General features: G+C 67.8%; 17 protein-coding genes and 2 pseudogenes. 11 read left to right on the top strand and 8 right to left on the bottom strand.

The genetic code is table 11. The features are described from left to right. Positions 1–108: 108 nt before the first annotated feature. Positions 109–618: a gluconokinase gene (locus tag ABZ707_RS26585; RefSeq protein ID WP_360179643.1), complete on the top strand. Its 510-nt coding sequence runs from the start codon at positions 109–111 to the stop codon at positions 616–618. 11 nt (positions 619–629) lie between these two features. Continuing rightward, entirely contained in the window at positions 630–2,027 is a 1,398-nt protein-coding gene (locus tag ABZ707_RS26580; RefSeq protein WP_360179641.1) for a gluconate:H+ symporter, read from the top strand. A gap of 45 nt (positions 2,028–2,072) precedes the next feature. On the opposite strand, the gene ABZ707_RS26575 is transcribed toward ABZ707_RS26580, so the two are convergent. The 4 genes and pseudogenes from ABZ707_RS26575 to ABZ707_RS26560 form a co-directional block, all read right to left on the bottom strand. Then, the gene (locus ABZ707_RS26575; RefSeq protein WP_360179639.1) at positions 2,073–2,738 is read right to left on the bottom strand and encodes a cytochrome b/b6 domain-containing protein; all 666 of its coding nucleotides are present in this window, start codon (positions 2,736–2,738) and stop codon (positions 2,073–2,075) included. Then, a pseudogene (locus ABZ707_RS26570) lies at positions 2,680–3,344 on the bottom strand (molybdopterin-dependent oxidoreductase). The gene ABZ707_RS26575 and the pseudogene ABZ707_RS26570 overlap by 59 nt, the downstream one beginning before the upstream one ends. A 143-nt stretch (positions 3,345–3,487) precedes the next feature. Then, on the bottom strand, positions 3,488–5,023 hold the full coding sequence (locus tag ABZ707_RS26565) for an APC family permease (RefSeq protein ID WP_360179637.1): 1,536 nt from the start codon (positions 5,021–5,023) through the stop codon (positions 3,488–3,490). 81 nt (positions 5,024–5,104) lie between these two features. Continuing rightward, the gene (locus ABZ707_RS26560; RefSeq protein WP_360179635.1) at positions 5,105–6,064 is read right to left on the bottom strand and encodes a hypothetical protein; all 960 of its coding nucleotides are present in this window, start codon (positions 6,062–6,064) and stop codon (positions 5,105–5,107) included. A 213-nt stretch (positions 6,065–6,277) separates the two neighbouring features. Between ABZ707_RS26560 and ABZ707_RS26555 the strand changes: the two genes are divergently transcribed. Continuing rightward, on the top strand, positions 6,278–6,700 hold the full coding sequence (locus ABZ707_RS26555) for an ASCH domain-containing protein (RefSeq protein ID WP_360179633.1): 423 nt from the start codon (positions 6,278–6,280) through the stop codon (positions 6,698–6,700). A gap of 151 nt (positions 6,701–6,851) precedes the next feature. On the opposite strand, the gene ABZ707_RS26550 is transcribed toward ABZ707_RS26555, so the two are convergent. Further along, complete coding sequence (locus ABZ707_RS26550; protein ID WP_360179631.1) at positions 6,852–7,316, bottom strand: hypothetical protein; 465 nt, start codon at positions 7,314–7,316, stop codon at positions 6,852–6,854. A gap of 332 nt (positions 7,317–7,648) precedes the next feature. Then, complete coding sequence (locus ABZ707_RS26545) at positions 7,649–8,452, bottom strand: hypothetical protein (RefSeq protein ID WP_360179629.1); 804 nt, start codon at positions 8,450–8,452, stop codon at positions 7,649–7,651. 529 nt (positions 8,453–8,981) lie between these two features. Between ABZ707_RS26545 and ABZ707_RS26540 the strand changes: the two genes are divergently transcribed. The 7 genes and pseudogenes from ABZ707_RS26540 to ABZ707_RS26510 all read left to right on the top strand — a co-directional run bounded on the left by ABZ707_RS26540 (position 8,982) and on the right by ABZ707_RS26510 (position 14,290). Then, positions 8,982–9,206, top strand: coding sequence for a hypothetical protein (locus ABZ707_RS26540; RefSeq protein WP_360179627.1), 225 nt, complete (start codon positions 8,982–8,984; stop codon positions 9,204–9,206). Next, a complete protein-coding gene (locus ABZ707_RS26535; protein WP_360179625.1) occupies positions 9,203–10,012 on the top strand; it encodes a PIN domain-containing protein in 810 nt (269 codons plus the stop codon). Before ABZ707_RS26540 ends, ABZ707_RS26535 begins: the two co-directional genes overlap by 4 nt. Beyond that, complete coding sequence (locus ABZ707_RS26530) at positions 10,000–10,923, top strand: AAA family ATPase (protein WP_360179623.1); 924 nt, start codon at positions 10,000–10,002, stop codon at positions 10,921–10,923. The genes ABZ707_RS26535 and ABZ707_RS26530 overlap by 13 nt, the downstream gene beginning before the upstream one ends. Before the next feature lie 91 nt (positions 10,924–11,014). Continuing rightward, entirely contained in the window at positions 11,015–11,179 is a 165-nt protein-coding gene (locus tag ABZ707_RS26525) for a hypothetical protein (RefSeq protein ID WP_360179621.1), read from the top strand. A 150-nt stretch (positions 11,180–11,329) separates the two neighbouring features. Beyond that, positions 11,330–12,774: pseudogene (locus tag ABZ707_RS26520) on the top strand (replication initiator). Continuing rightward, positions 12,774–13,001, top strand: coding sequence for a helix-turn-helix domain-containing protein (locus tag ABZ707_RS26515; protein WP_360179619.1), 228 nt, complete (start codon positions 12,774–12,776; stop codon positions 12,999–13,001). Before ABZ707_RS26520 ends, ABZ707_RS26515 begins: the two are co-directional and overlap by 1 nt. After that, a complete protein-coding gene (locus ABZ707_RS26510; RefSeq protein ID WP_360179617.1) occupies positions 13,001–14,290 on the top strand; it encodes a tyrosine-type recombinase/integrase in 1,290 nt (429 codons plus the stop codon). Before ABZ707_RS26515 ends, ABZ707_RS26510 begins: the two co-directional genes overlap by 1 nt. A 117-nt stretch (positions 14,291–14,407) precedes the next feature. Here the strand turns inward: ABZ707_RS26510 and ABZ707_RS26505 are convergent, their stop codons facing one another. Both ABZ707_RS26505 and ABZ707_RS26500 read right to left on the bottom strand, forming a co-directional pair. Next, positions 14,408–14,836, bottom strand: a complete 429-nt coding sequence (locus tag ABZ707_RS26505) for a DUF4259 domain-containing protein (protein WP_360179615.1) — start codon at positions 14,834–14,836, stop codon at positions 14,408–14,410. A 9-nt stretch (positions 14,837–14,845) separates the two neighbouring features. After that, positions 14,846–22,417 (bottom strand): ricin-type beta-trefoil lectin domain protein, encoded by a 7,572-nt coding sequence (locus ABZ707_RS26500; protein ID WP_360179613.1) that lies wholly within the window; start codon positions 22,415–22,417, stop codon positions 14,846–14,848. A 625-nt stretch (positions 22,418–23,042) separates the two neighbouring features. On the opposite strand from ABZ707_RS26500, the gene ABZ707_RS26495 reads away from it, so the two are divergent. Then, complete coding sequence (locus ABZ707_RS26495; RefSeq protein ID WP_360179611.1) at positions 23,043–26,312, top strand: FG-GAP-like repeat-containing protein; 3,270 nt, start codon at positions 23,043–23,045, stop codon at positions 26,310–26,312. The last annotated feature ends 116 nt before the right edge of the window (positions 26,313–26,428 follow it).

Raw genomic sequence — 26,428 nt, 5'->3', positions numbered from 1 at the left:
ATCACCGCCAAAAAGTACGACGTTTTCATCACAGTCCCTTGAATAAGTCGTACCTAATGCGTTTCAGTAGCGCGACGGACCGATGTCGACGAGGACAGCGAGGCAGCAATGAGCACCCACCACGTCGTTGTGGTGATGGGCGTGGCAGGGACCGGCAAGACCACCGTCGGCCCCCTGCTCGCCGCCGCGACGGGCGTCCCGTACGCCGAGGGCGACGACTTCCACCCGCCGGAGAACATCGCCAAGATGTCCGCCGGCACACCACTCGGCGACGAGGACCGGTGGCCCTGGCTGGACGCCATCGGCGCCTGGGCACACGGCCGGGCCACGCTCGGCGGGGTGGTGAGCTGCTCCGCGCTGAAGCGCGTCTACCGCGACCGGCTGCGGGCCGCCGCGCCCGACGCGGTCTTTCTCCACCTCACCGGCGACCGGGCGCTGATCGAGCGGCGGATGTCGGAACGCAAGGGGCACTTCATGCCGACCGCGCTGCTGGACTCGCAGTACGCCGCGCTGGAGGACCTCGGGGCCGACGAGGCGGGCGTCGCCGTCGATGTGTCCGGCACCCCGGAAGAAATCACCGAACGGGCCGTCGCCGCGCTGCGCCGGCTCAAGAACTGAAGGAAGTCTCCGTGAGCAGTCTCAGCGTCGAGACGCTGGCAGCGGACGCCGCCGAACCGATCACCTCGGCGGGCAACGCGCAACTGGGCATAGCGGTCCTCGCCGGCATCGCCGTCATCGTCGTCCTCATCACCGTCTTCAAACTGCATGCCTTTCTGGCGCTGACCATCGGCTCACTGGCGCTCGGTGCCTTCGCGGGTGCCCCGCTGGACAAGGTCATCACCAGCTTCTCCGCCGGTCTGGGCTCCACGGTCGCGGGCGTCGGCGTGCTCATCGCGCTCGGTGCGATCCTGGGCAAACTGCTCGCCGATTCCGGCGGCGCGGACCAGATCGTGGACACGATTCTCGCGAAGGCGAGCGGACGGGCCATGCCCTGGGCGATGGTGCTGATCGCCTCGGTCATCGGGCTGCCCCTCTTCTTCGAGGTCGGCATCGTGCTGCTGATCCCGGTGGTGCTGCTGGTCGCCAAGCGCGGCAACTACTCCCTGATGCGGATCGGCGTCCCCGCCCTGGCCGGGCTCTCCGTGATGCACGGTCTGATCCCGCCGCACCCCGGACCGCTGGTCGCGATCGACGCCATCGGCGCGAACCTGGGCATCACGCTGGCGCTGGGTGTGGTCGTCGCCATTCCGACCGTGATCATCGCCGGGCCGCTGTTCTCCCGCTACGCCGCGCGCTGGGTCGACATCCCGGCCCCCGACCGGATGATCCCGCAGCGCGCCTCGGAGGATCTGGAGAAGCGTCCAAGCTTCGGCGCGACCATCGCGACCGTCCTGCTGCCCGTGGTCCTGATGCTGGTCAAGGCCCTCGTGGACATCGTCGTCGACGATCCGGAGAACACCCTCCAGAGGGTCACCGACGTGGTCGGATCGCCGCTGATCGCGCTGCTCGCCGCCGTACTCGTCGGCATCTTCACCCTGGGCCGCGCGGCCGGGTTCACCAAGGGGCGGATCTCCTCGACCGTCGAGAAGTCCCTCGCTCCGATCGCCAGTGTGCTGCTGATCGTCGCCGCGGGCGGCGGTTTCAAGCAGACGCTGATCGACGCCGGTGTGGGCCAGATGATCCTCGACATCTCCAAGGACTGGTCGATCCCGGCCCTGCTGCTGGCCTGGCTGATCGCCGTCGCGATCCGGCTGGCCACCGGCTCGGCGACGGTAGCGACCATCTCCGCGGCGGGTCTGGCGGCGCCGCTGGCCGCGGACATGTCCACCACGCACGCCGCGCTGCTGGTCCTGGCGATCGGCGCCGGCTCGCTCTTCTTCAGCCATGTCAACGACGCCGGGTTCTGGCTGGTGAAGGAGTACTTCGGCATGAACGTCGGTCAGACGATCAAGACCTGGTCGGTGATGGAGACGATCATCTCCGTGGTCGGCCTCGGCTTTGTCCTGCTGCTCTCGCTGATCCTGTAGCGCGGGCGGGCGGTACGGCGCCGCACGCGCGCCGGGCGGGGCGGGTCAGTCCTCCTCCTTCCACAGGGAGTGCTCCCGCTCCGCCCACGCGCGTTCCACGGACCCGGTGCGCATCCCCCGCCGCGCCTGCGGATCGCCGTACGCCATCCCGATGTGCCCGATGAGCACGATGCCGATGGCGAGGGCCAGCCAGTCGTGCACAAAGGTGGCGCTCGTACGCCACAGGAGCGGCCCGAACCCGGTGAACCACATCAGCAGACCCGTACCGAGCATGACCAGCACGGCGCCCGCGATCCAGGCCGCGTAGATCTTCTGCCCGGCGTTGAACTTCCCGGCCGGCCGGGAGCCGGGCCGGGCGTCGCGCCGCCGTACGGCGCCCAGCCACTCACGGTCGTGCGGCAGGAAGCGGTTCAGCCGGCGCAGATCCGCGCGGAACGCGCGGGAGCCGAGACCGAGCAGGACGGGCGCCGGAAGCAGCAGCCCCGACCACTCGTGCACGGTGACGACGAGATAGCGGCGGCCGACGAGTTCGGCGAGCTGCGGTATGTACAGACAGGCCGCGCTCACCACACACACCAGCATCAGGACGCCGGTGGTGCGGTGCACCCAGCGCTCGGCGCGGCTGAAGCGCCGCCGTGTCCGGTCGGTGGGGTCAGACGGTGGGGGTGTCACTGCGTCCGTTGGACCGGCCGACCCAGCCGTCGACGTCATAACCGCGCTCCTCCCAGTAGCCGGGCTGGACGTCGGAGGTGACGGAGATCCCGGAGAGCCATTTCGCCGACTTGTAGAAGTACATCGGGGCCACATAGAGCCTGACCGGGCCGCCGTGCGGGTGCCCGATGGGCTCGTCCTGCATCTTGAGCGCCACCATGACATCGTCCCTGCGGGCCTGCTGGAGCGTGAGGCTCTCGCTGTACGCGCCGTCGAAGCAGGTGAAGCGGATCGCCTTGGCGCCGGGGCGCACCCCCGCGGCGTCGAGGAGCTGCGAGAGCCGTACGCTTCGAACGGCGTACCGGGGACGCGCCAGCCGGTGACGCACTGGACGTCGTGGACGATCCGGGTCTGCGGAAGCCTCCGCAGCGCGTCGAGGGTGTAGGTGGCGGGGCAGTCGACCAGGCCGTCAATCGTCAGCCGGTAGTTGTCCGGGCCTTTGCGCGGTACGGACGCCGTCACCGAGTAGTAGCGGAAGCCGCCGCCGTTGGGCAGCAGTCCGGTCAGGCCCGTCGGGTCCCGGTCGGCGGCCGAACCGAGGAACGCTTCGAGGCCGCGCTGAAGATAGGGCGCCGTGACGAGTCCGGCGGCGCCGAGGCCGAGCATGGAGAGCACCACACGCCGCCCGACCGGCGTGCCCTCGGGCTCATTCTGTTGAGGGTTCACCTACTGATTCGAACACCCGCGGCCTCCAGAAGCCAGGGGCCGCGGGTGTTCGCCGGGCTTTCGTCAGATTCGCCACATTGTCGTCAGACGGCGGCCGTCTCCGACTCGGCGGCCTTTTCGAGCTGGAACGCCTCGTTGCCGAGCCCGATGCGGGCGTGCACCTCCGGCTTGACCGCACGCAGCACCAGTCCGTAGACCACACCGCCGGCCAGGGCGAGGACGATGATCCCGGGCAGCACCCAGTTCAGCGCGGAGCCGGGGCCGGCGCCGACGAGCACATCGAAGTCCTTCACCGTGTAGACGGCGATCGCGACGAGCGCGACACCGGACAGGCCGGACGCCACCAGCCGCGGCGCCTGCGGGCCGCCGGCTCCGCGGCGTACGAAGAAGGCGATGACGGCGAACGCCGCCGCGGCCATCAGCAGGATGACCCCGAGCGCGCCGACGTTGCCCATCCAGGTGAACAGCCGCAGTACCGGCGCCGTGGGATCACCGGTCGGCTTGTCGTCGGTGAGGGCGAAGGCGAGGATGACGGCGACGGAGACCACGGACTGGAGGACGGAGCCGGAGGCGGGCGCGCCGCTCGACTTGCTGGTCCGGCCGAAGGCGGCGGGCAGCAGACCTTCCCGTCCCATCGCGAAGGCGTAGCGCGCGACGACATTGTGGAAGCTGAGCAGCGCCGCGAACATGCCGGTCACGAAGAGGACATGCAGCACGTCCGTGAACGTCGTACCGAGACGGCTCTCCGTGAGTCCGAAGAGGAGCCCGGGGCCCTGCTTTCCGGCCTCGGCGACCACGGAGCCCGGACCGGTGGCGACGGTCACCGCCCAGGCGCTGAACGCCAGGAACAGCGCGGCGTAGCCGACGGCCAGGAACATCACACGGGAGACGACGACATGGGGGCGGCTGGTCTCCTCGGCGTAGACCGGGGCCTGTTCGAAGCCGACGAAGGCGGCGATGCAGAAGCAGAGGGCCGTACCGAGGCCGGCGCCCGCCAGGGTGTCGGGGTTGAACGCCGCCAGGGACACGCCTTCCTTGCCCGGATCGGCGACAGCGGCGATGTCGAAGATCACGACCAGCAGACACTCGATGAGCAGCAGGACGCCGAGCACCTTGGCATTGAGGTCGATCTTGAGCCAGCCGAGAAGACCGACGGCCAGGGCGGCCACCAGGGCCGGGACCCACCAGGCGACGGTGAGGTCGAGGTACGTGGCGAAGAGCCCGGAGATCTCGAAGCCGAGGATGCCGTAGATGCCCACCTGCATGGCGCTGTACGCGACCAGGGCGACCAGCGCGGCACCGGCGCCCGCCGTGGGACCGAGCCCGCGCGCTATGTACGCGTAGAAGGCACCCGCGTTGTGCACATGCCGGCTCATCTCCGCGTAGCCGAAGCTGAACAGCACCAGGACGACGCCGAGGATCACATAGAGCAGGGGCTGACCGACGACTCCGATGACCCCGAAGACGGTGGGCATGACGCCGGCGACGACCAGCATCGGCGCGCTCGCGGCGAGCACGGACAGCAGGAGGCCCACTGTGCCGAGACGGTTCGCGCGCAGTGCCCGTTCCTGCCCCTTGTAGGTATTGATCTCGCTCGTACTCGAACTGCCCGTCGACATGACAGGGGTTTCCTTTCGGGAATCGGTGGGGCGCATCGATGGTGCTGTCCTGGGGGCGGTGCGCATCGGCGGACGAGTCGCTCAGCCGGAGCCGAGCGCCGCTTCGCGGGCGGCGAGGAAGGCTTTGTGGGGGTCCCGGTCGGGATATGACCAGGGGGCGCGGGTGAGGTGAGGGCCAATCCGGTGGAACAGCGCGGCGGCTTCGGCGATCCGCCCGTCGTAGAACTGGGCGTGGGCGAGGAAGTTGAGATCGACGCGATTACGCGGATGGTCTTCGCTCTCCCATTCCAGCCACCAGTCGAAGGCGGCCTTCAGCACCTGGCGGGCGCGGCGGCCGGTCCAGTGGGCGGAGGCCGCGGGGTCCGCCGGTTCGTGGCCCGCGGCGGCCAGTACCCGGTACCGCTCGGCGTGGGCGACCACGGGGAGGATGGCGAGCGGCGAGTCGGCGGGCGCCTGTTCGGCGGCCCAGGCCGCGAAGTCGTAGACCTCGTGGAGCGGGTCCTGTCCGGCTTCGGCGTGCCGTTCGGCGAGCCGCGCCGCCATCAGATGATGTGCGTGGTGATAGTGCGGGTGCCGGGTCCTGACCTCGTCGAAGAGCTGCGAGGTCTCTTCCTCCGTACCGAGCGTGCGGGCCAGAAGCAGCAGTCCGAGCCAGGGCGTGGGGTCGGCGGGGGCCCGGCGTATCGCGTCGCGGCAGGTGTCCCGCGCCTGCTGTTCGCGCTCCTTGCCGCGCAGGGCGCCGAAGACGGTGGCGCAGGCGAGCAGGGTGGCCGCGTCGGGGCTCTCCGGTTCGACGAGCAGCCAGTCGCGGGTCCAGGCGAGGGCGCCGGGGGCCTGCGCGAGGACGACAACGCGGTGGCCGCGCCGGTCCCAGTCGTCGCCGGTGTCCGCGAGCAGCGTGCGGGCCTCGGACCAGCGGCCCTGAGCGAGCTGATCTCTTACAGCGCCGAGTTCGGCGTCATCGAGGGCCGGATCGAAGAACTGGTCGGAACGAGAACCACGTCTTCGCGAGCGGCCCAGGGGTGGCGGAGGCGGAGACATCCGCGAAATCCTCCAGGGCACGAATGAGCGATGATCGCGCACAGCCAATCGGTAGGCAAGGCTTCCCGTCAAGAGCTGACTTGTTACACGATGCGGTCAACTGTCCAGGCAAGCGGCCGTGGTTGAGCCGTCCCGTACCGCTGGAGGACCGCGTGCGGCTGCCGCGCCCCAGCTCGGACGCGTTTCGGCCACCGTGACTCGTAAGGTGGCCCCATGGAGAACCGCGAACCGCTGCCGCCGTTCCTGCTCGCCTTTCCCGGCCCGCTCCGGGACGGACTGGTCGCCGCCGTCCTCGCCGGGAAGAAGGTCTCGACGACCGGACTGCTCGCGGAGTACGAGGCGGAGCGGGAGGAACTGCCCCCGGTCGGTGAGCGGTTGGCACTGATCGACTCGGCCGGGCGCGAGGTCGCGGTCATCGAACTCACGGAGGTACGGGTGCTGCCGCTGGGCGAGGTGGACCTCCGGCACGCGCTGGACGAAGGCGAGGGCCACACCACGGTGGCGGACTGGCGCGCGGCGCACGAGAGGTTCTGGCACAGCGAGGAGATGCGCGAGGCGCTGGGCGACCCGGAGTTCACGGTCCACGACGGGACGTTGGTCGTCGTGGAGAGGTTCCGGGTGGCGGAACGGCTGTAGGGGCCCCGGCGCGGGCGCGGCCACTGACGAACCGTCAGCGACCGCCCCGGCCGCCGCCCGGCCCGGGCTCAGGGCTGTCCCGTACCGCACTCCGGGCAGCCGCGCGAACGCGTCGGCCGGCCCGGGTGCCGGGCGCTCACGTGTCGGAAGCTCAGCCGATGCGCGGCTCGAAGGCGGCGGCGTCACCGTGCCACTTCTTGTGGATCCACAGCTTCTCTCCGGCGATCTCGGTCTTGGCCCATGTGCCTGAAAGCTCCCCGATCCGCGTCCCCTTGGGGAGCCTGGCGACCACCGAGTTCGGCTTCACGGCGCCGAAGCGGCCGTACGACAGGAGCAGAACGGCCCGGTCGGTGACGGCGACAACGCGACGGGTCGTCAGCGCGGCGGCCACGGCCGCGCCCAGCACACCGCCGAGGACGCCGCCGAAGAGCCCGAGATTGCCATCCGCTCCGGCGGCCATGGCCACCACGCGTACGAGCACCAGCCCGGCGACGAAGAACCCGACCTGGGCCCAGGGCTTGATACCGCCCTGCGCCAGATAGACGCGCCTGACCGTTTCGCCTTCCTCCAGGAAGCGACTCGATCTTTCAGAAATCACACCGGTGGTGACTGACACTTCGACCTTCTTCTCTCACAGGCATGGAACACGCAAAAGAACTCTTTGTATCACCTGCCTCCGACGCCTCATCGAGAGCGCCGGAGCCCGCCGCATCCACCTCCACGGCCGACGACACCCGCTCGCAACTCCGCCTCCAGCGCGACCCCACCGACCTTCTTGGCAACGCCCTCCGCAACTCCCCCGAGACCACAGGCAGGCCCGACGACGGCGACGAATCACCCCTCTGTGCCGCACCCGTCCGCTGACGTTGCCGTCAACTACTGCCGTCAGACACCCAAGAGGTCCCACCGGAATAAAATCCGGTGGGACCAACTTCATATCCCTACCGGCTAATCATCTCGAACCTCTGCAAGCTTGTGAAAGGCGATCTGGCTATCTACGGTCTCACAAAGAGAATCAACATTCCCCGCCTTTGCAACTAGCCCATCAAACCATTCCTCCCCCGAAGTCCAATTCAGCGGAAGTCGCACTTTGGGCCAACTATCCAGAAGGTCCCGGGCTAGCTGCAAGCCCTCCTCGGCAATACCAACAGATCCATTTGCAGCAGGGATCAGGACGCTGTCCTCAACTTCATTCACTGCAGGTGGGTTACCTTGGGCCTGCCGAGAGATAGAAAAGGCGCGAAGCTCCCGGACAATGTCCTTGAGCGTCGGCCTTACATCTAGGCTCAGGCCAGCCTGCTCGGCCAGACGCCTAGAAGCGTCGGGGTAATCCTCCACATGACGAGAGAATTTGACAGCCTCCTGCACCCCAGAACTCGTGACGAGACGCTGACCAAGAGCCAGGGAGATGACGGGGAACTCTCGGGTCAGCGCATGGATGTGCACGGTCGGGAAGTACGCATCACCCGAGGTAGATCGGTCGAGCGTGACGCCTTGGAGCACCGGGCCGATGCGCCTGAGCAGTCTCAGAGGCCGCCATACATCGAACTCTGAGTACACACTTGCCCAGTCCTTTGTAACCCGCTTGACTGTCGCTGCATCTACCTTGCTCACGGGGTTCACCTCGACCGTCAGAATCACACCTGGGACGTTTAGGGCGTTTTTATCCGCCTGCCACTTCCCAATCCCCAGGCCGGGGTTCTTGACGAACTTATAGTCATAACACCATACCCCCAGCCGGATCGAAGACATCTGGCCGTGCGCTTCCCGCCGTGCCTCTTGGGATGGGCAATCCTCTCAAGTAGCTTTGTTCGGTAATCAAACCACGATTCCCGTAGATGCCCTGGTAGCGAGTAAGGAGAGTATCGGCATACGCATGCTTAGCGGTTCCCGAGACCGCCCCGCTGCCACCCAATCGAGCTTGAGCACGAGTGGCGATGGCCACGAGTGGCGATGGCTTGGGCCAGCTCCGCATTTGAAGGGTTCGTCGAGCCATTGCAGGAGCAGGCAGCTCCATTCGGAGCAGTTCCACCATCGCAGTTATGCACCAAGATCGGCGTGGCCCCCGCCAGCACGTAGTACGTGTGCTACGCGAACCCCTCTACCTGCGTTTTCGCAGGTCAGGTCACATTTTCCCGTCCGGGGAGGTGCGTGTGTGTCCGTGGTTGTGCGTGGTTGTTGCCGTCAGCTACTGCCGTCAGCCGATTCCATCTCTCCCGAGGCTGCCGAAGCGCCTGAAAGACCCGGGCTGGGCGGCTTCGCGGACCGTACACTGGCTGGTATGACCGTTCGCGACGAAGCGCACCGCCTGCTGGATGCTCTGCCGGAGGACCGGCTGATGGACGCCATAGAGTTGCTGCGCGTGTGGGCCGAGGTGGAGCGTAGTGAGCGCCCGCGTCGGCGCTTCCGCACGACCGCTTCCTTCGACGGTGACCCTGACCTCGGAGCGCGCGCCAAGGACATCGTGCGTGAGGCGTGGGATGATCAGGAGCGGCGCAGCGCGTGATCGTGATCGACACTGGCCCCGTCGTCGCGGCGGCCAACCGCAAGGATGATCAGCACGCCGCTTGTGTGCGCCTACTGGAGAACCACCCAGGACCGCTGCTGTTGCCGTCCCCGCTCGTGGCAGAGATCGGCTACATGCTCTCCAGCAGGGCAGGAGTGAAGGCCGAAGCCGACTTCCTCCGCGATGTGGCCGACGGCGTGTACGACCTGGTCCCAGTCACCTCCTCCGAAGCCGCGCGGGCCGCCGACCTGGTGGAACGGTACGCAGATCTCCCCCTCGGGACGGCGGACGCCTTCGTCGTGGCCGTGGCGGAGAAGTTCCGCGCGGTCAACATCGCGACGCTGGACCGCCGCCACTTTCAACATCGTCCGACCCATCCACGTGCCCGCCTTCACCCTGCTCCCGTAGCAAGCCCTCGGCTCCTCGGCCCGCCCAATGGCAGGTGGTCGGGCCTCAGCCGCCGACCGTCAGCCACGGCGGCGGGTGCGCCGGACGGTCACCTGTCACGTATGTCTCGCTCAGCCCTCAGCCCCCACCGGCACCAGACACGCTGTCCATGCCGTCACGGCCTGAGGCAGCGACGGGCCCAGGCGTACGGAACGGTGGTTCGGCCGAGTCGGGGTTTCGCTTCTCTGCCGGTCAGGTCCGTGGGTGCCGGGGGTGCGCGGCGAGTGGACGGTGGGCGTCGCCAGCGGGGCGGTAGACAGGAGCGGGCGGCGGGCACCGGCCGCCGGCGCGCGGCGGCCCGCGTCAGGCCGTGCGGGTGCGCTGTGGCTGGATGCGCCTGGCGCGGATGGCGCGCCTGACTGTCACTGACAAGACCCCCGGCCTGCTGGGGCAGATGGCCGCGCCGAAAGGCACGACATCCCCGCCGCGTGTGCTGACTCCGAGGATCAAGGTGACGGCTGATCAGTTCGGTGTGGTCGTGCGGGCCAAGTGCCTGCCGAAGGTCGGGTTGGAGGAGTTCCAGCGGGCGGCCCGGTTCCTGGCCGACTCGTGGCGGTGCACGCGGGTGTCCGTGCTGCCGGACGGCCCCGGCCGGGTGGTGATCCGGGGCGTCCGCCTGGATCCGCTGGTCACGCAGACCGAGCACCGTCCCACCGGCCGCCCACCGGCCGACCTCTCTCGGTGGGAACTGGGCGTGGACGAGTACGCCGCCCCCGTGTGCGTGTCGCTGGCCAACGTGCCCGGCGTGACCGTGGCTGGTGTCCCCGGCGCGGGCAAGACCTCGCTGATCAACTGGCTCGTCTGTGACCTCGCGCCGTCGCGCGCGGTGCAGTTCGCGGGGGCCGACGGGAAGGTGTCGGCCGCCCATGAGGGTGACTACGCCGACCTGCGGACCCGTCTGTTTGCGTTCGTCGGTGACGATCTGGACGAGGCGAACGCCCTGTTCAAGCGCCTGGTCGCGCTGCGGCGTACCCGGTCCTCGGCGATCCGTGACGTGCTCGGTGTGAAGAAGATGTGGCACGTCGGTCCCTCGGAGGTCTGGCCGCTGACCGTGCTGATCATCGACGAGGCCCACACCTACTTCCGGGACTACAAGGGCACCGACCCGGAGACCAAGCGCCTGGCGGCGCTGACGGCGGACAACGCGCGCCTGGTCGAAGACCTGGTCAAGAAGGGCCGCATCCCCGCCGCTGAGACCCGCTGGGGCCTTCACCCCTGCCGCACCATCCCCAACCCCTGCACCGGTCACCGACCCCATCCCGGCCCCTGATCCAGCTCCGGTCACCCCGACCATCGAAGCACCAGAGCCCAACCCCGCTCCGTCCCAGGCCACCGCCCCGGTCGCCATCGCCAAAACAAACGTGACCGCCTCCCGCCCGGCCCTGCCCGCCGCCCTGCTCAACGCCGCCCGGCGCATCGCGGACACCCACCACGCCGAGCACGGCCAGCCCATCACCGCCGCCCAGCTGGGGACCCGCATGGGCGTCGCCCTGCCAATCGCCACCGCCGCGCTCGCTCAGCTCTGAGCCCCGGCCCTCGCCGGCCGAATCCCCCTCGCTGAAACCACGCCCGCCCCTGGGCCTAGTTCGTCATGCCCCGAGCAGCACCAACACGCCTCCCTGACCCGCTGGTTGCTGCTCGGGGCTGCCCACCCGAACAGAAGGGACACGCCCCGAATGGTCACCCTGGACCTGCGCCACGTGGCAAGCCCCGCCGTGCGGGACCTGATCCACCTCGTCAATCACCCCGACTTCGACCGCGCACAGCAGCAGATCGAGCACCTCGGCGGCTGAACCGAACCCGTCCGCCTGACCAGCCAGAGCACGACCGTCGACACCACAACGGGCGAGGTACTGCGCTCCTACACCTCCTCCGCCGAACCCACGGGCAGCCTGCTCACCACGTGCGGGAACCGCCGCGCCTCCCGCTGCCCGGCCTGCTCCCGCCTCTACGCCGCCGACACCTACCACCTCATCCGCGCCAGCCTGACCGGCGGCAAGACCGTCCCCGACACCGTCCGCGCCCACCCCCGCGTCTTCGCCACCCTCACCGCCCCCTCCTTCGGCCCCGTCCACAACCGCCCCACCACCCCCAGCGGCGACATCCGGCCCTGCCGCTGCCGCAAGCTCCACGACCCCACGGACCCGCTGCTCGGCACGCCGCTGAACCCCGCGACGTACGACTACGCAGGGGAAGTCCTCTTCAATGCCCACGCCGGAGCCTTGTGGGCCCGCTTCACCACCTACCTGCGCCGGGAACTCGCCGCCCGGCTCGGCATGCCCCAGAAAGCCGCCCGCTCGGTCCTGCGCATGTCCTTCGCCAAGGTCGCCGAATACCAGAAGCGGGGCCTGGTCCACTTCCACGCCGTCATCCGGCTCGACGGCCCCGACGGCAGCGCCCAGCCGCCACCCGCGTACGCCACCGCCACCGCGCTCACCGACGCCATCCGCGCCGCCGCACCCCGCGCCCGCATCTCCGTGGCATCGGACGCTGTCGGGGAACGCGAACTCGCCTGGGGCGAACAGCTCGACGTACGCGAGATCGCCGCCTTCGGCACCGACGCCGAATTCACCGACCAGGCCGTGGCCACCTACGTGGCGAAGTACGCCACCAAATCCGCCGACGCCTTCGGCGCCCTCGACCGCGCCCTGTACTGCCGCCGCTGCCAGGGACGCGGCGCCACCCTCCTACCCCACGGCACCCCACTCCCGTGCACCGCCTACGACGGCACCGGACAGGCCCGGCCGCCGACCCGGCTCGCCGTCGCCCGGCACGTCCGGCAGATGATCCACACCTGCTGGAAACTAGGCAGGCTGCCGGAGTTCGCCCACCTCAAGCTCTGGAAGTGGGCGCACATGCTCGGCTTCCGGGCCACTTCTCAACCAAGTCCCGCAGCTACTCCACCACCCTGGGCGCGCTGCGCGACGCCCGCCGAGCCTGGCTCACCGAACAGGCCCGCGCCCACGCCGGCCTGCCCGAGTCCGACACGACGACCACGCTCGTCGTCGGTCACTGGGACTACCTCGGCTCGGGCTACAGCCCCGGCGCCGCGCTCCTCGCGGCCGGCGTATGGCACCGCAAGGAACTGAAACGGCAGTTCATCGCGGAAGGGGGCTGCTGATGATCTCGCCCCCGCCCACCGTCCTCCGCAAGGAGGCGACCCCTGTCCTGGATCTGCTCACGGTGCCCCAGGTGATGGCCCGCCTCCAGCTCGGCCGCTCCGCCGTCTACGACCTGCTCCGCACCGGCCAGCTCGCCTCGATCACCCTCGGCCGCGCCCGCCGCATCCCCACCCATGCGCTCACCGACTTCATCCACGCCCGCCTCGAACAGGAAGCCGCCGCCTGATGACCACACCGCGCCCCGCCTCATCCCGCCGCACCCGTTCACGCGCCAACGGCGACGGAACCATCTACCAGCGCAAGGACGGCCGTTGGGAAGCCGCCGGATACGTGCTGGCCCCCGGCAACACCCGAAGGCGCATCCGTGTCTACGGCGCCACCCGCAAGGAGGCCCTCGCCAAGCTCACCGAGAAGATCGCCGCCAGCAATCTCGGCCTGCCTGTCGCAGCGGCCGACAGCACCGTCAGCACGTACCTGACGTACTGGCTGAACGGCGTCGCCGCACACCAGGTACGGGAGAACACCCACACCCGATACGCCGCCTGCGTCCGCCTCCATCTCAACCCCGGCCTCGGGGCCAAGAAGCTCGCCCGCCTCACCGCCCGCGACGTCCGCACCTTCCTCGACGGACTCCGCACCACCTGCCAGTGCTGCGCCCAGAAACGGGATACGGCCCGGCGGCAGTGCTGCGCCATCGGCCAGTGCTGTGACAAGCGGCTCTCCCCGCTGACCGTGACCTACGTCCACTCGGTCCTCAAGTCCGCCTTGGAACACGCCGTCCGCGAAGACGACCTGCCCCGCAACGTCGCCCGGAACATCAAGACCCCCGCACCCCGCCCTCGGCGCTTTAGGCCCTTCACCGCGAGCGAGGCCCGGCAGTTCCTCCATACTGCCAACGGCGATCGGCTCCACGCGCTGTACGAACTCGCCCTGCGCACCGGACTCCGCAAGGGCGAACTCCTCGGGCTGCACTGGGAAGACCTCGACCTCGACAGTGGCACCGCCAGCATCCACCGTTCCCTCCAGCGCACTCCCACCGGTGGCCTGACGATCCTTCACACGAAGACCCGCGCCTCCGAACGCCGCATCGCCCTCCCCTCTGAATGCATCAACTCCCTCAAGACCCACCAGGAACTACAGCAGGAAGAACGCGGGGCAGCGGGAACAGGCTGGACAGACAACGGGCTCGTCTTCACCACCCCCACCGGTAGACCGCTCGATCCCACCAACCTCACCCGCCGCTTCCGCCGTCTCCTCCACCGCGCGCAGCTCCGGACCATCCGCTTCCACGACCTTCGACACTCGACCGCGACCCTGCTCCTGGAACAGGGCATCGACCTCGTCGTCATCAAGGAACTCCTCGGCCACGCCCACATCGGCGTCACCGCCGGCGTCTACGCCCACGTCCGACTCCGCCTCCGCCTCCAGCGTCAGGCCATCGACACTCTTGGCAACGCCCTCGGCCAGGCCGACGATGTCCCCGACGACCCACCCACCGCAGCCGTCGTCCGCTGACGTTGCCGTCAGCGTTGCCGTCAAACGCGCAGGAAGCCCCACCGAAATTCTTCGGTGGGGCTTCTGTATTCTGCGCGACTATCCCAATAGGAGGCGGCAGGAGAACCTAGAACGCCATCAGCTTGATGCGCCTTGAGTAACCTCGCCAGCTTCGTTCAGGAGACGTTCCACTTCTGCCTTCCACTCATCTCCGCGGCCTGCATCGATCCACAGGCCATACGCCTCGGAATCCTCTTGCAGCACCCTGGAAAGAGCTGAAACAACCAGCGAGAAGAAGGGCGATGGAATCTCGGGAATGACATCCGCCAGTTCTACCTTTTCGAGGACGTCAATTCTTCCCTTGATCTTCGCCAAAGCAACTGCCGAAGCAGCTACCGCCGGCTCACCCAGATCGCGATCCAGATACCCCCCGGGCTCCACGTCAGTCGTGGCCGATAGCGCCTCACGCAGCGCATCGATCACCTCGCCCTCATGAAGTTCTCGCAGCTCATCGAGGAGATCCATCGCAGAGTCGTTCTCGAAGGGGCCTACACCGGAAGCGCTCATGTCGCCCACTCACCTCCATTGATCCAGAAAGTCACGCGCAGATTGCAAGTATTCTTGGCGTCGCGGATTGTCGAGACGTATTGCCCGTTGATTGGCCAAGATTGGCGTGTACCAATTCTCAGCCATCTCCTCCAAGCCTCGCCTTGCAGCCCGATTATCCGTCCTATAGAGGACCACGCCCGTCAGACCGGGATAGTCCCGTCGGTGCGTGGCGAGACGAGACTGCAGGTTCGTGGCCATACCCGTGCGCATCACCGTTCCGTTCTCCGATACCAACGCATAGACGCCGCCCCTAGCATTGGGATCACCGATGGCCTGGTGCGACGGGCTCCCGAGGCCCACCGTCGGGCATCCGCCAGAGTTATGAACCAGGACCGGCGTCTGCCCCGCCAGCACATAGTACGTGTGGATGCCTTCGACGGTCAGGTCGTGCGTCCGCTGGAGCTTGGTGAAGTGCTCGACCGCGGTGATCTGGACATGTGTACCGGTGCCGGTACGAAGCCACTGGCCCGGGTGAAGGTCGCCGGCGTCGATCCAGTCCTTCAGTTCCGGAACCCAGAAAGGATGGGTGTCCGTCGCCACGATTGAGGCATTGCTGTCCCCAACGGCAATGGTGAGCTCGGTGAAGTCCTTGTCGTCCTCTGTCGTAATGGTGGCGACGACCTTCTTCTTGGTCGTCTTTCCGGTGTCCGGATCCGTGGCGAGGACAGTGTCGCCAGTGGTCACGTCTTCGATGGCCTTGTGCGTCCCATCGGCCAGAAGAACTCCGGTGCCGGGCAGGAAACTGTGCTTGATGGGACAGGAACCGCCGCCACCACCGCCGCCACCGCCATCGCCTTCGGAACGCATCGTCTTCGCGGCCTTGTTGCCGAGGAGTTTGCCGGCGACCTTTTCGGCACCCTTGGCCGCGAGGTGACCGACGCCCACGCCGATGACGCCTTCCGCCGCGCCGACAACAGCTCCCTCGGCCGAGGCCTGCAAGGTGCCGAGCGCACTGTGATCGGCGTTGGGGTCCAGTCCGTTATTGACGGCCGCGCCCGCCGCTCCGGCGACTGCGCCGCAGCCCGCCGCAAGGGCGAAACCCGCTCCACCCGTGGCCACGCCGGTGGCAGTGGCGGCGCCGACGCAGGTGGCGCCGACAATGATCTCGGTGGTGAAGCTGACAACTTCCCGGTGTTTTACCAGAAAGCCCTTTGCCTTGCACAACCAGTTGCAGTCCGGCGGAGGCTTGGTGACCGTGATCGTCTTTGTGACGGTGATGGTAATTGTCTGCGCGGCGCTGCTGCTGCCGTTGCCCGCATCGCCATCACTTTCCCCACTGTCCCCACTGGAAGATCCGGACGATGTCGGATGATTGCAGAGCTCGGGATTGACGTCGCAGATGGTGCGGCCGGTCGGGTCACTCAGTGTGACCGGATTGTTTTTGGCATACGCGTAGCCGTTGAGGCTCAGCGGATCACCGATGTCGAGTACCGGGTCGGCCGAAATGAACCGGCCCGTGGAGGCGTCGTATTCGCGGGCACCAAGATGGGTCAGATCGCTCCCGTTGTCGTCCCCGCCTCCGACATAGCCACGGTGCGAGAGCCACGTTCCGGAGCCACTGCCGCGTTCGACGCCGAACGGGTCGGTCTTCTGCCGCTGGACAGTCTGTCCTGCGGCGAGATTGACACTGGCGACAGCGGTGCCGTGCTGGTCCGTGACCATCGCGACCAGAGTGGTGGCCGCCGAACCCCGGCTGGAATGACGCAGCACGGCGGGAGCGCCGGCGAGGCCGTAGTAGCGCTGGCAGTACGCGACGGCCCCGTTGGCGTCGGCGCTCAGCTCGGTCTCGTCCAGGTAGAGCGTGCGGGAGCCCGCCGTAGAAGCGATCAGACGGTTGCCTGCCGCGTCGTACACATATGACGTCTCGTCGGCGAACGCCCACTTCTGGTCGGAGCCGCCCGTGGTGCACACAGCGAGCTGGAGATCCGTCGAGTCGGCGGTGTTGCCACCTGGAAGCGTCAGACACTTACCGGAGGCGACGTGCTTCAAAGTGCCCGTCGGTGTCTCGGTCCACTTCTGGTTGGCCACGCCCGTGCACGCCCCGACCGTGATAGCCGTGCCATCCGCGGACGCGCCGGCCGACGGCATCACACAGCTACCGAGGATTTTCAGAGCCCCGGTCGTCTGATCGGTCGTGGTGGCGGGGTCCAACTGGAACCTCTGCGCCTTGGTGCCGTTGCACGCGTAGAGCTGCACCGGATTGCCTGCCGTCGTGGAGGCTCCAGCGAGGTCGAGACACTTGCCTGCGGGGCCTGTCACCTGGCCCGCGCCGTCCTGGCCGAAGCCGGAGACCTTCTCGACCTTGCCGTCCCAGGTCCACGACAGCGTCTGGGTGTCGCCGCCGTAGGTCCTGGTGGTGGTGTTGCCCGCCGAGTCGTAGCGCAGGTCGGCGTCGGTGTCGATCGCCTGGCTGTCGCTCGCTATGCCGGTGAGCGTGTGCGGCTGCACGGTCCGGCCTGAGCCGGTTGGATCGATGCCGTAGGTGTAGGTGGTGGTCACGTCCTTGGACGGGTCCTGGACGGTGGTACCGCCCTGGAGTACCACGGAGTGCTCGACCAACTCGGTGCGGTTGCCGATCGAGTCGTACCGGTAGGTCTGGCGGTAACCGTCGGCCGCGTCGCCTGCCGTCACCGCGTCCGGTGTGCCGTCGGTCTTCGTCGCACAGGTAGTGGACGCCGATGTCCATGCCTGAGTCAGTTGGCCGAGCGTGTCGTAGGTGAAGCACTGCCGGTCCGTGCTGATCGGGGCGCCTGTGGCGTCCGAGGCCGGGACGGCGTCAGCCATGCCGGTGATGTTTCCGGCGGAGTCGTAGGCATAGGAGCGGTCGTTGACCCGGTGCGCACTGGCCGTCTCACGGTCGGTCAGCGAGCGGGCCAGACGGCCGCTGCTCTCGTCGAAGACATTGGTTGTCCACACGCGGTAAGGCTGTTCACCGGTGACCGCCCGCAGGACCTCGCCGTAAGGGCTGTACGTGGTCTCGGCGGTGTACCAGTCAAGACCTGAGTTGGAGGTGGGCAGCCCGTCCGCGTTGTAACGGGTGACGACTTTCTCAGCCGGCAGACCACCCGCCGCGGGTACGGTGACCGACTTCGGTTTGCCCGTGGGCGTGTACGCGTAGGAGTAGTCGTACGTGCCGGAGATGCCCTTGGTCGCGGCCAGATCCGGGATGGTGATCTTTTTGCCGGTGGGCCGGTATTCGGCGTCGTAACCAGTGACGGTGGTGGTATAGGCCACTCCGTCGGTGTAGCGGGTGGACGAGGACGGTTGCCCCACCGCGCCGATGACGTTGTCGTACGCGAACGATGTCAGCACGGTGCCGGTTGCGTTGTTCAGACGCTGGCCGGTGGTGCGGCCGAGTTTGTCGTATCCGGTCCAGACGGTGACGCCCCGGGCGTCGGTTGTGGTGACCTGCTGGTCGAGATTGTTGTAGGTGATGGATGAGGTACCGGTGTCCGGGTCCGTCGTACTGGTCAGCCGGCCGCGCGCGTCATAGGTCCAGGCCCAGGAGTTGCCCTTGGTGTCGTCTGCGCCGATCCGGTTGCCCCGGGTGTCGTAGCGGTACTTCGTGGAGGTGAACGCCGTACGTCCGGGATCAGTGAAGTAATCGAGGCGGACCGATCTGCCCAGGGCGTCGGTGAAGCTGCGCACTGCGGCGGCCCCGCGCGGCGGGACGGTTGTGGTGTAGTCCCACCCATAGGTGTAGGTCGTGGTTTTGTCGGCCTGCGGGGCACCGGCGTAGTAGGGCGTGATGGCCAGCGGGCGTGACAGTCCGTCATACACGGTGACTGTGGCGTTGGGAACCGCGAAGTCGCTCTTCTTCTCGAAGATCTCCGTCTGCGGCTCCCCGTCGGCGAGGTAGCCGTTGTTGGTCCGGGAGACCGTGCCGTTGGCGTTGTAGAGGGTGTCGGTGATCAGCCGGCCGGCGCCGACGGCCTCGGTCTGGGACTGCCGTTCGCGGCCGAGCCCGTCATAGAGAGCCACACTGTCCGCGTAGGTGCCGTTGTCACGGAGGCCGGAAGTGGTCACCGCGGTGGGCTTGCCGAAGGTGGTGCGGTAGGCGATCTTCGTCATCGGATCGTCGTGCGACGGATCTTGTGGCGGGGTCCACATCGCCGTGTTGCGTCCGAGGGCGTCGTACGCGTACGTCGTGACCCTGCCGTTGACGTCGGTGACGGTCAGCGCGGTACCTCGCCCCGGTTCGACAGCCGTGGTCGAAGAGCTGCCGAGAGCGTTGGTCGCGGTGGTTGAGAAGACCTGGCCAGTGGACGGCGAGAAGTCGGTGGAGGCCGTGTTGCCGGCCGCGTCCTCGACCGATCTGACACGACCGTAGGTGTCGTAGCCGGTTTTCGCCGTGCGGATCCAGTTCTTGCCCGTGTCGTCGACCGCGTACTCCTCGGTCGCCAGTCCCTTGGTGGGCGTCGCCCCGTAGCCGCCGCCGTCGTAATAGCTGCGCGTGGCCGTCACCACGTCGGCCGTCGCCGCCGCGTCGCACGTGCCGGCCGTGGTGCGGACCTGCTTGACGACGCCGATGAGGTAAGCGGAGGTGTTGTTCGCGTACTCGTTACGGGTGCAGGACTCGTCACCGGCTGCGCCGGTGTCACCGAGGGACTCGATCTGTGTGGGCAGACCGTCGGAGTCGTACTCAGTGCGGACGTCCACCGTCCGGAAAGCGCGGTTGTCGTCACCCGTGCCGCTGACCGGGGTGGTCGTGCTGGTCCTGTCGACCTGCGTCCTGTACGCCTTCAGCGGCGGCAGATCTCCCTCACGTGCCCTGGTGGCGAGCAGGTGTGCGGACGGATAGCTGACCGTTCGGGACGCGACCTGGCCGTCCGTGGCCCGGGTGTAGGTGATGGTCTCCGCGGCCGTCCCCTGGAGCGCGGGATGGTCATCGGCGATCTTCGCTCCGGTGGAGTCCTTGACCTCGACGGACCGGCTTCCGCCGGGCAACGGGTCGCCGTCCATGCCGCGGAAGTAGCGGGTGGCCGACTTGCCCTGGACCGTTCCCGCGACCGGGTCCGTCGTGCCGGTGAGGACGTCCACCTCTCCGTAACCACGCCACTGGTCGTAGCCGCGGGTCTTCTTCTTGGAGAACTCCGTGTCGTTCTTGGCCCAGGCGGCGCCGCCCACGTACTGGTACTGGGTCAGGACGTCGGGAACGCCGTCGATGCGCGGCTTCTCCTCGATCTTGTCGACGACGTATTTGTTGAACCAGTCAGTCGTCTCCTCGTCCGGGTCCGGGCTCCAGTAGACCGGATAGCAGAGGCTGGTGTTGCTCTCGGGAGCGGGATGCCCGCTGCCGGTGGCGCAGGCTCCGGTCGGCGTCGAGTAGGTGACGTCGGTCTCGCCTCCGTACTCGCTGACGACACGGCGGATGCGCAGCCGGTCGAAGGCCGGCCGGGGGTCGGACGCGCCCTCGACCACGCGGTTGGGCATGGCCTCGTTGTTGTGGGAGAACTCAACGGCGTTGAGGTGCAGCGAGTCCCCGTCCGGCGCGTCCTCGTCGGGCCCGTAGCCGGTCTTGGTGATCGACTCCAGCCACAGCGGCGGCGAGCCGTCGGTGAGGGTCCTCGGCAGTGACTGTTCCAGATTCCAGCTGTCGACCTTGGACAGAGCGGTCGATCCCTTGGTGCGCTGCGACTCGGTGGTGACGGAGGAGAGCAGCTTCCGGGTCCAGAAGGTGGGAGACCCCACGGGACAGCGCTTGCCACTCTCGCCGGAGCAGTACAGATGTGCCGGAGTGTCGTACCAGATGCGGTACTGGCCGTAGTCCCGTGAGGCGAACGCCTCGTCGGTGCACTTCAGATCGCCCTCGGCGAAGCACCGCTCCGCTGTGGTGAAGTTGACCCGGGCCACCGGAGCGGCGTCGAAGAGGGTGCCGGCGCGCTGGCCGTAGTCAATGCGTGTGAGGTACCCGCCGCGCTGGTAGTCGGCGGGACTGGTGTACTTCGCGTTCTTGGCGTAGTGGTTGGACTCCTGCTTCCACCACAGTGACATCGCGTTGCCGTGAACGTCCTCGACGTAGTCCAGGCTCCAGCGCCACGCCTGGTCGCAGAAAGAGGCCGCGAAGGTCGCGGCGTGGCACGGCTCGTCCGTCTGGTTCCCGGCGACGGGCACGGTGAGTACCGAGCCCGTGGTGGGATCGCCACTGCTCCAGCCGGGCAGCCTGTTGAGGCCGAAGTAATAACGGGTGCCCTCCCGAGTGGTGACGACCCAGTACTCCCCGTCCTCGTCGCCGTTGGCCCGGACAGTGTCCTTGATCAGCTCGACCTTCGAACCGTCCCCCGAGGCGGTGTCCCACTGGCCGGTCTTGTCGTCCTTGACCAGTTCCGTCGTGGAGCCGCCGAGACTGAGAACGGCGTTGTAGCTGCCCCAGCACATGTCGGAAGTCTTGTGTGAGGCGTTGTTCGCTCCGCCGTCCGTGTCGTCGGCGCAGCCACGATAGGTGCGTTCGATGGAACCGGGGTTGTACTCCCAGCCGTCACCGAGCCAGGAGGCCTGGTTGTTGGTGGCCGACGTGCGGCCGTCCACGATCTGCGAGTTGTAGCGGAAGGTGACATCGGGGACGGGTCCTGCGGGCACCGGCGGAACGGTGACCTTGTAGGTGTAGTTGAAGCCGCCCGCGCTGCTGCCCGCCGTCCAGCTTCCGGCGCTGACCAGCGGGGTCGCGGAGTAGTCACCCTTGGCGCCGGAACCCGAGTCGACCGCCGCGAGGACGCCGACGGCGCCTCCGGCGGCCGCGGGAAGCAAAGCCCGCAGCGGGCCCGCGCCACCCGAGGGACGGTAGACCGCGTCGCGGAATGAGCCTCCCGACGAGGCGGAAGCCTTACGGGCCGCGGCGTTCACCGCGGCCAGGCCCGAGACGTCGAAGGTGGCCGTCAGCCGGCCGCTCGGGTCGTCATTGTCGGTCGACAGCGGTACGGAGCCGTTGCACGCCTCGTCATCCGGCGCGGTCAGGAAACACTCGGGAAACTGCTCGAACCGCAGCCGGTCGGCCCAGTCCGCGCTGTAGAGCTGCTTGAACTCGGAATAGTCCAGGGCCACTTCCACATCACCGGACGCACCGGCAGGTGGGACGACACTGAGCAGCATGCCGTCGACCTCCGCCTCGGACGTCTGCTCCGGGGAGGCCAGTTCCACCTGCCAGTCGCCCTGGAGGGCATCGGCCTCAGCGGCCGTGGCGTCCTCCGGCGGTCCGATCAGCACAGGCAGATCGCCGGCACGAACCAGGACTCCGGCCGCCGGATCGCTCAGGGCCGCGGCTCCCGGGCCACCTTCGGGAGCGGCCGTGTTGGCGGGCTCGTACTCCGTCACCGGTACGGACGCTTCCCCGGTCAGTTCGGAGAGGTCACCCGCGTCCGCGTCCTCCGCGATCTTCTCTGTCTGGAGGTCGATCAGGCCGACATCGGCCCTGGGAGCCGGTGGTGGAGCGGCGACAGCCTGCGCGGGCAGCAGGCCGACCAGCAGTGCGGCAGCGGTGGCCGTGCCCAGAGCGAGTCGCGTCCGCCGGGCACGTAGGCGCGCGGCAGACGTCCGGAGCAATGAGCCCCTGCCACACCACGACAGCGAAGAAATCACGCCAAAGCCCCCCAGCCCACCAGCGGCAACGCACGATGCGCCCACGCTCCACAGACAGCAAGATCGAGCGAATCCTTGAACGTGAAGGACCTGAACGTCAAATGAAGATTCCGTGATGAGATCTTGATCACGACGTAAAGGAAATGAAAAGGTGCGCAATGGGCAGCGACCATCACACACATGAAAATGATCTCCCCAAGCGGATACTGGAACCCATTGGTGACACAGAACGGAAAAGCGGATCAAGAGCCCCCGAGAGGCACCGCCAACGGCACCCTTTGGCGCGTTACGCCCTTTTTGATCACACGGCTGACCAGGGAAGATGGCACCGTTCAGCACGTCGACGAGCCCTGCTCAGAAAAACCGGGCCGGCACCTCGCGCCCGTATGGCGCTTGGCTCGGGAAACGCAATGGACCATGATCTGGGCCGCGCCCACATCTCACGCCGCACGCGCTCATAGCAGCAAAAAAATCTCTACGAATTCTTTGCAAGGTGGGACTTGACACCGGCATACGCCGGCGAATTGGGGAGGGGTAAGAAGTGGGACGTTGGCGAGGCCGCCGAAGGCCAGGACGTACCGCCACCGCGGTGACCGCCACAGTGGCGGCGCTGGCTCTGGGCGCCACGCTGACCACCGTTGTCGGTTCCTCCGAGAAACCGGCCTCAGCCAAGCCGCCTACAGCTCGGTCGCCGAGGGTCCTCGACGAGGACGGCGCCCAGGAGAAGGCGCGCCACAGCGGGAAGCCTGTCGAAGTCACCGCGCTGCGTACGGCGACCGACACCACCTTCGCTCGCCCCGACGGTTCCTTCGAACTGACCGCGCACAGCCTGCCGGTCCGCGCGAAGGTCCACGGTGTCTGGAAGGACATAGACACCACCCTCAAACCGGTGAAGGGTGGTGGCTGGGCAGCCGCCGCCGTGAACCACCCGGCCGTCTTCTCCGGGGGAAGCGCTCACCGGTCCTCGCGTACAACTCGCCGCGCCGCCTTCGGCGATGCCTCCGCACCGACGACTCCGCTGGTCACTCTCTCCACCGGCGGCCATGAACTCACTGTGACATGGCCGGGCACACTGCCGGAGCCGGTCATCGCGGGCCCGCGCGCGCTCTACGAAGAGGTGTTGCCCGGCGTCGATCTCCTGCTGACGGCCCGGGATTCAGGCTTCTCCCACCTGCTGGTCGTGAAGGACGCACAGGCGGCGGCCGACCCGGCGCTGGCCCAGCTCTCCTATGGGCTGACCTCACCCGACCTCACATTCTTCCTCGATCCCGTCAGCCAGGCCGTCACCGCCAAGGACTCTCTGGGGAACGAGGCGGCTGTCTCGCCGAGTCCATACATGTGGGACTCCGCCGGCAAGCCCGCCGTGACGCAGGGCGACGACCCGGAGCCCGCGCCGCCCGCCGAGGAACCGGCACCGGACTTCTCCGAGGAGCCTGGTGAAGCGCCGACCGGCAGCGGTCCTTCCGAGTCCGACGACACCGCGGCACCGACACCGGGCCCCACACCGGAGACCGACGCACCGGACACCGGCGCCCCGTCCCTCGCGCACCGAGTCCTGTTCTCCCGGGAGGGCAGTGGCGACGCTCCGGCGACCCTCTCGCGGCCCGGCCTCGCCGGGCCGCAGCCCGGCACCCACGACGCCATCGCCGAGGCCGACCTGAAGGACGGCACGCTCGCCATCGTTCCTGACACCAGGCTCCTCAAAGCCTCGTCGACGGTCTTCCCGGTCTTCATCGACCCGTCCTTCACCGCCGGTACGGACAACTGGACCACCGCCTACAGGACGTTCCCTTCGTCCAGTTTCTGGAACGGCACCAACTTCAACGACGGCACCGACACCGCGCGCGTCGGTTACGAGTCCACAACCGGCGGTCTGTCACGTTCGTTCTTCCAACTCGACTGGAACCCGGCGCTCAAAGGCGCGCACGTCTCCTCCGCGTCCTTCTACGCCAAGGAGACCTACGCCTGGTCGTGCGAGGGCCGCACGGTGGAGCTCTGGCTCACCGGCAGCGTCACTTCCAAGACCACCTGGAACAATCAGCCGGCCTGGCGGACGCCGATCGACTCCCAGGACGTCGCCCACGGCTACAACAGTGGATGTCCGGACAACTATGTGAAGTTCACCGCGACATCAGTGGCCCAGCAGGCTGCCGACGGCGCCTGGCCGAACATCACGGTGGGTCTGCGCGCGGCCGACGAGGAGTCCGCCAAGGCGTGGAAGAAGTTCCAGGCCGACGGCTCGGGTGCGCCTTATCTGAAGGCGACGTACAACCGCAAGCCGAAGGAGCCGGTCAAGTACACGATGACACCGGGACCGGACTGCGACACCGCGTCTCCCTACCAGTCCGTCGGCAAGTCGAGTCTCACCTTCGCCGCCACCGGTTCCGATCCCGACGGCGACCTGAAATACCTGGACTTCGAGGTCTGGCTGGACGGCTCCAGCACCAAGATCCTCGACTCCAACAGGTCCGTGGACTCCTCCGGGCACGCGAGTGTGACGGTGGACAGCACCAAGTTCGCCAACGGCAAGACCTATGTCTGGCAGGTGCGTTCACTGGACTCCACCGGCGCCGCTTCCACCTATGCCCCGCCCGGAGCCACCGCCTGCCGCTTCGTCTACGACAGCGCCGCGCCCAATTCTCCGGTGGTCACCTCGGCCGGCTTCCCCGAGGACGACGGGAGCGGCGGCAAGTGGTCCGCCATCAAGTTCGGCACCGCGGGTTCCTTCACCTTCAGCCCCGAGGGCGCCAAGGACGTCACCAAGATCGAATACTCCTTCAACGGAGGTACCTACGGCGCCAGCGCCCCGGTGACCGCCGGGGCCGATGTGACTCGCTCACTCCAGCCGCCCGTCGCGGGTCCCAACGTCCTGTACGCCCGGTCCGTCGACGCCGGCGGCAACCCGTCCGCCGCGACCAAGTACGTCTTCTACGTGACACCCAGGGACACCGCCGACACCGCGGGCGATGTCACCGGAGACGCCCAGGCGGACCTCTTCGTCGTCGACGAGGGCGGGAATCTGCGCCTCTATCCCGGCAATCGCGCCGCGGGCGACATCCACGTGTCCCTGCCGGCCGCGCATGACAAGGGAATCAACCTGACGGCCGACACCGACGGCGACGAACAGCCCGACCATCCCGGCTACTGGATGAACGCCGACGGCGATCCCGCCCTCATCACCCACAACGGCGACTTCCTGCCGGGCGACGGGGTCCAGGATCTCGTCGCCCGGATGCCTGACGGAAAACTGTATGCCTACCGAGGTGACGGCTACGGAAGCGTGGACATCTCCCAGCGCACGGAACTCCTTCTGCCGGACAACGCCCCGGACCCGTCGAGTTTCACCCAGATTCTTGCCGCAGGAGACGTGAACAACGACAAGAGGCCCGACTTGTTCGTGACCTCGGGAACCGCACTGTGGGCGTTTCTGGGATACACGGGAGGCACCTTCACCAGCGCCACACAGCTCACTTCCACTTCCTGGGACGTGCGTGATCTGGTGACCGTCGGCGATGTCAACCGCGACGGGGAAATGGACCTTGTCTATCGGACCTTCGCCAGCGACCGGCTGCTGCTCCGGCTCGGCAGGCCCGACGCCGGCGGCGGCACCACCCTCGAATCGCTCGCCAGCGCCGCGAACTCTCTGAACGGCACCGACGCCGAGTACGGCACGGGATGGAGCGCTGCCAACTTCCCGCTGCTGACCGGCACACCTGATGTGAACGCTGACGGAATCCCCGACATCTGGGCGCTGACCGGCACGGGCACCGTCAGGTTCTACGCCGGTACCAAGACCTCGGCCGGAACCGGCACCGAGGTCATCAGCGGAGGATGGAGCGCCAAGAAGTCCTTCGGCTGACGGACCGTCACCGGCCCCGCCGAGCGCGCGGCGGCCGGGCCGGTCAGCCGACCGCCCCGGCGATCGGCGGTGAGTGGCAGGACAGCCGGGGCAATCCGCTCGGCTGGGGCAAGGTC

This window comes from Streptomyces sp. NPDC006923, from assembly GCF_040635655.1.
GTDB lineage: Bacteria > Actinomycetota > Actinomycetes > Streptomycetales > Streptomycetaceae > Streptomyces.
This window is presented reverse-complemented; position numbering and strand designations above follow the sequence as displayed.

Coding starts and splice junctions, on each gene's coding strand:
- ABZ707_RS26585 (WP_360179643.1), top strand. CDS start 109: ATGAGCACCCACCACGTCGTTGTGGTGATGGGCGTGGCAGGGACCGGC.
- ABZ707_RS26575 (WP_360179639.1), bottom strand. CDS start 2,738: ATGACGTCGACGGCTGGGTCGGCCGGTCCAACGGACGCAGTGACACCC.
- ABZ707_RS26565 (WP_360179637.1), bottom strand. CDS start 5,023: ATGTCGACGGGCAGTTCGAGTACGAGCGAGATCAATACCTACAAGGGG.
- ABZ707_RS26560 (WP_360179635.1), bottom strand. CDS start 6,064: ATGTCTCCGCCTCCGCCACCCCTGGGCCGCTCGCGAAGACGTGGTTCT.
- ABZ707_RS26555 (WP_360179633.1), top strand. CDS start 6,278: ATGGAGAACCGCGAACCGCTGCCGCCGTTCCTGCTCGCCTTTCCCGGC.
- ABZ707_RS26545 (WP_360179629.1), bottom strand. CDS start 8,452: ATGTCTTCGATCCGGCTGGGGGTATGGTGTTATGACTATAAGTTCGTC.
- ABZ707_RS26540 (WP_360179627.1), top strand. CDS start 8,982: ATGACCGTTCGCGACGAAGCGCACCGCCTGCTGGATGCTCTGCCGGAG.
- ABZ707_RS26530 (WP_360179623.1), top strand. CDS start 10,000: ATGGCGCGCCTGACTGTCACTGACAAGACCCCCGGCCTGCTGGGGCAG.
- ABZ707_RS26515 (WP_360179619.1), top strand. CDS start 12,774: ATGATCTCGCCCCCGCCCACCGTCCTCCGCAAGGAGGCGACCCCTGTC.
- ABZ707_RS26510 (WP_360179617.1), top strand. CDS start 13,001: ATGACCACACCGCGCCCCGCCTCATCCCGCCGCACCCGTTCACGCGCC.
- ABZ707_RS26505 (WP_360179615.1), bottom strand. CDS start 14,836: ATGAGCGCTTCCGGTGTAGGCCCCTTCGAGAACGACTCTGCGATGGAT.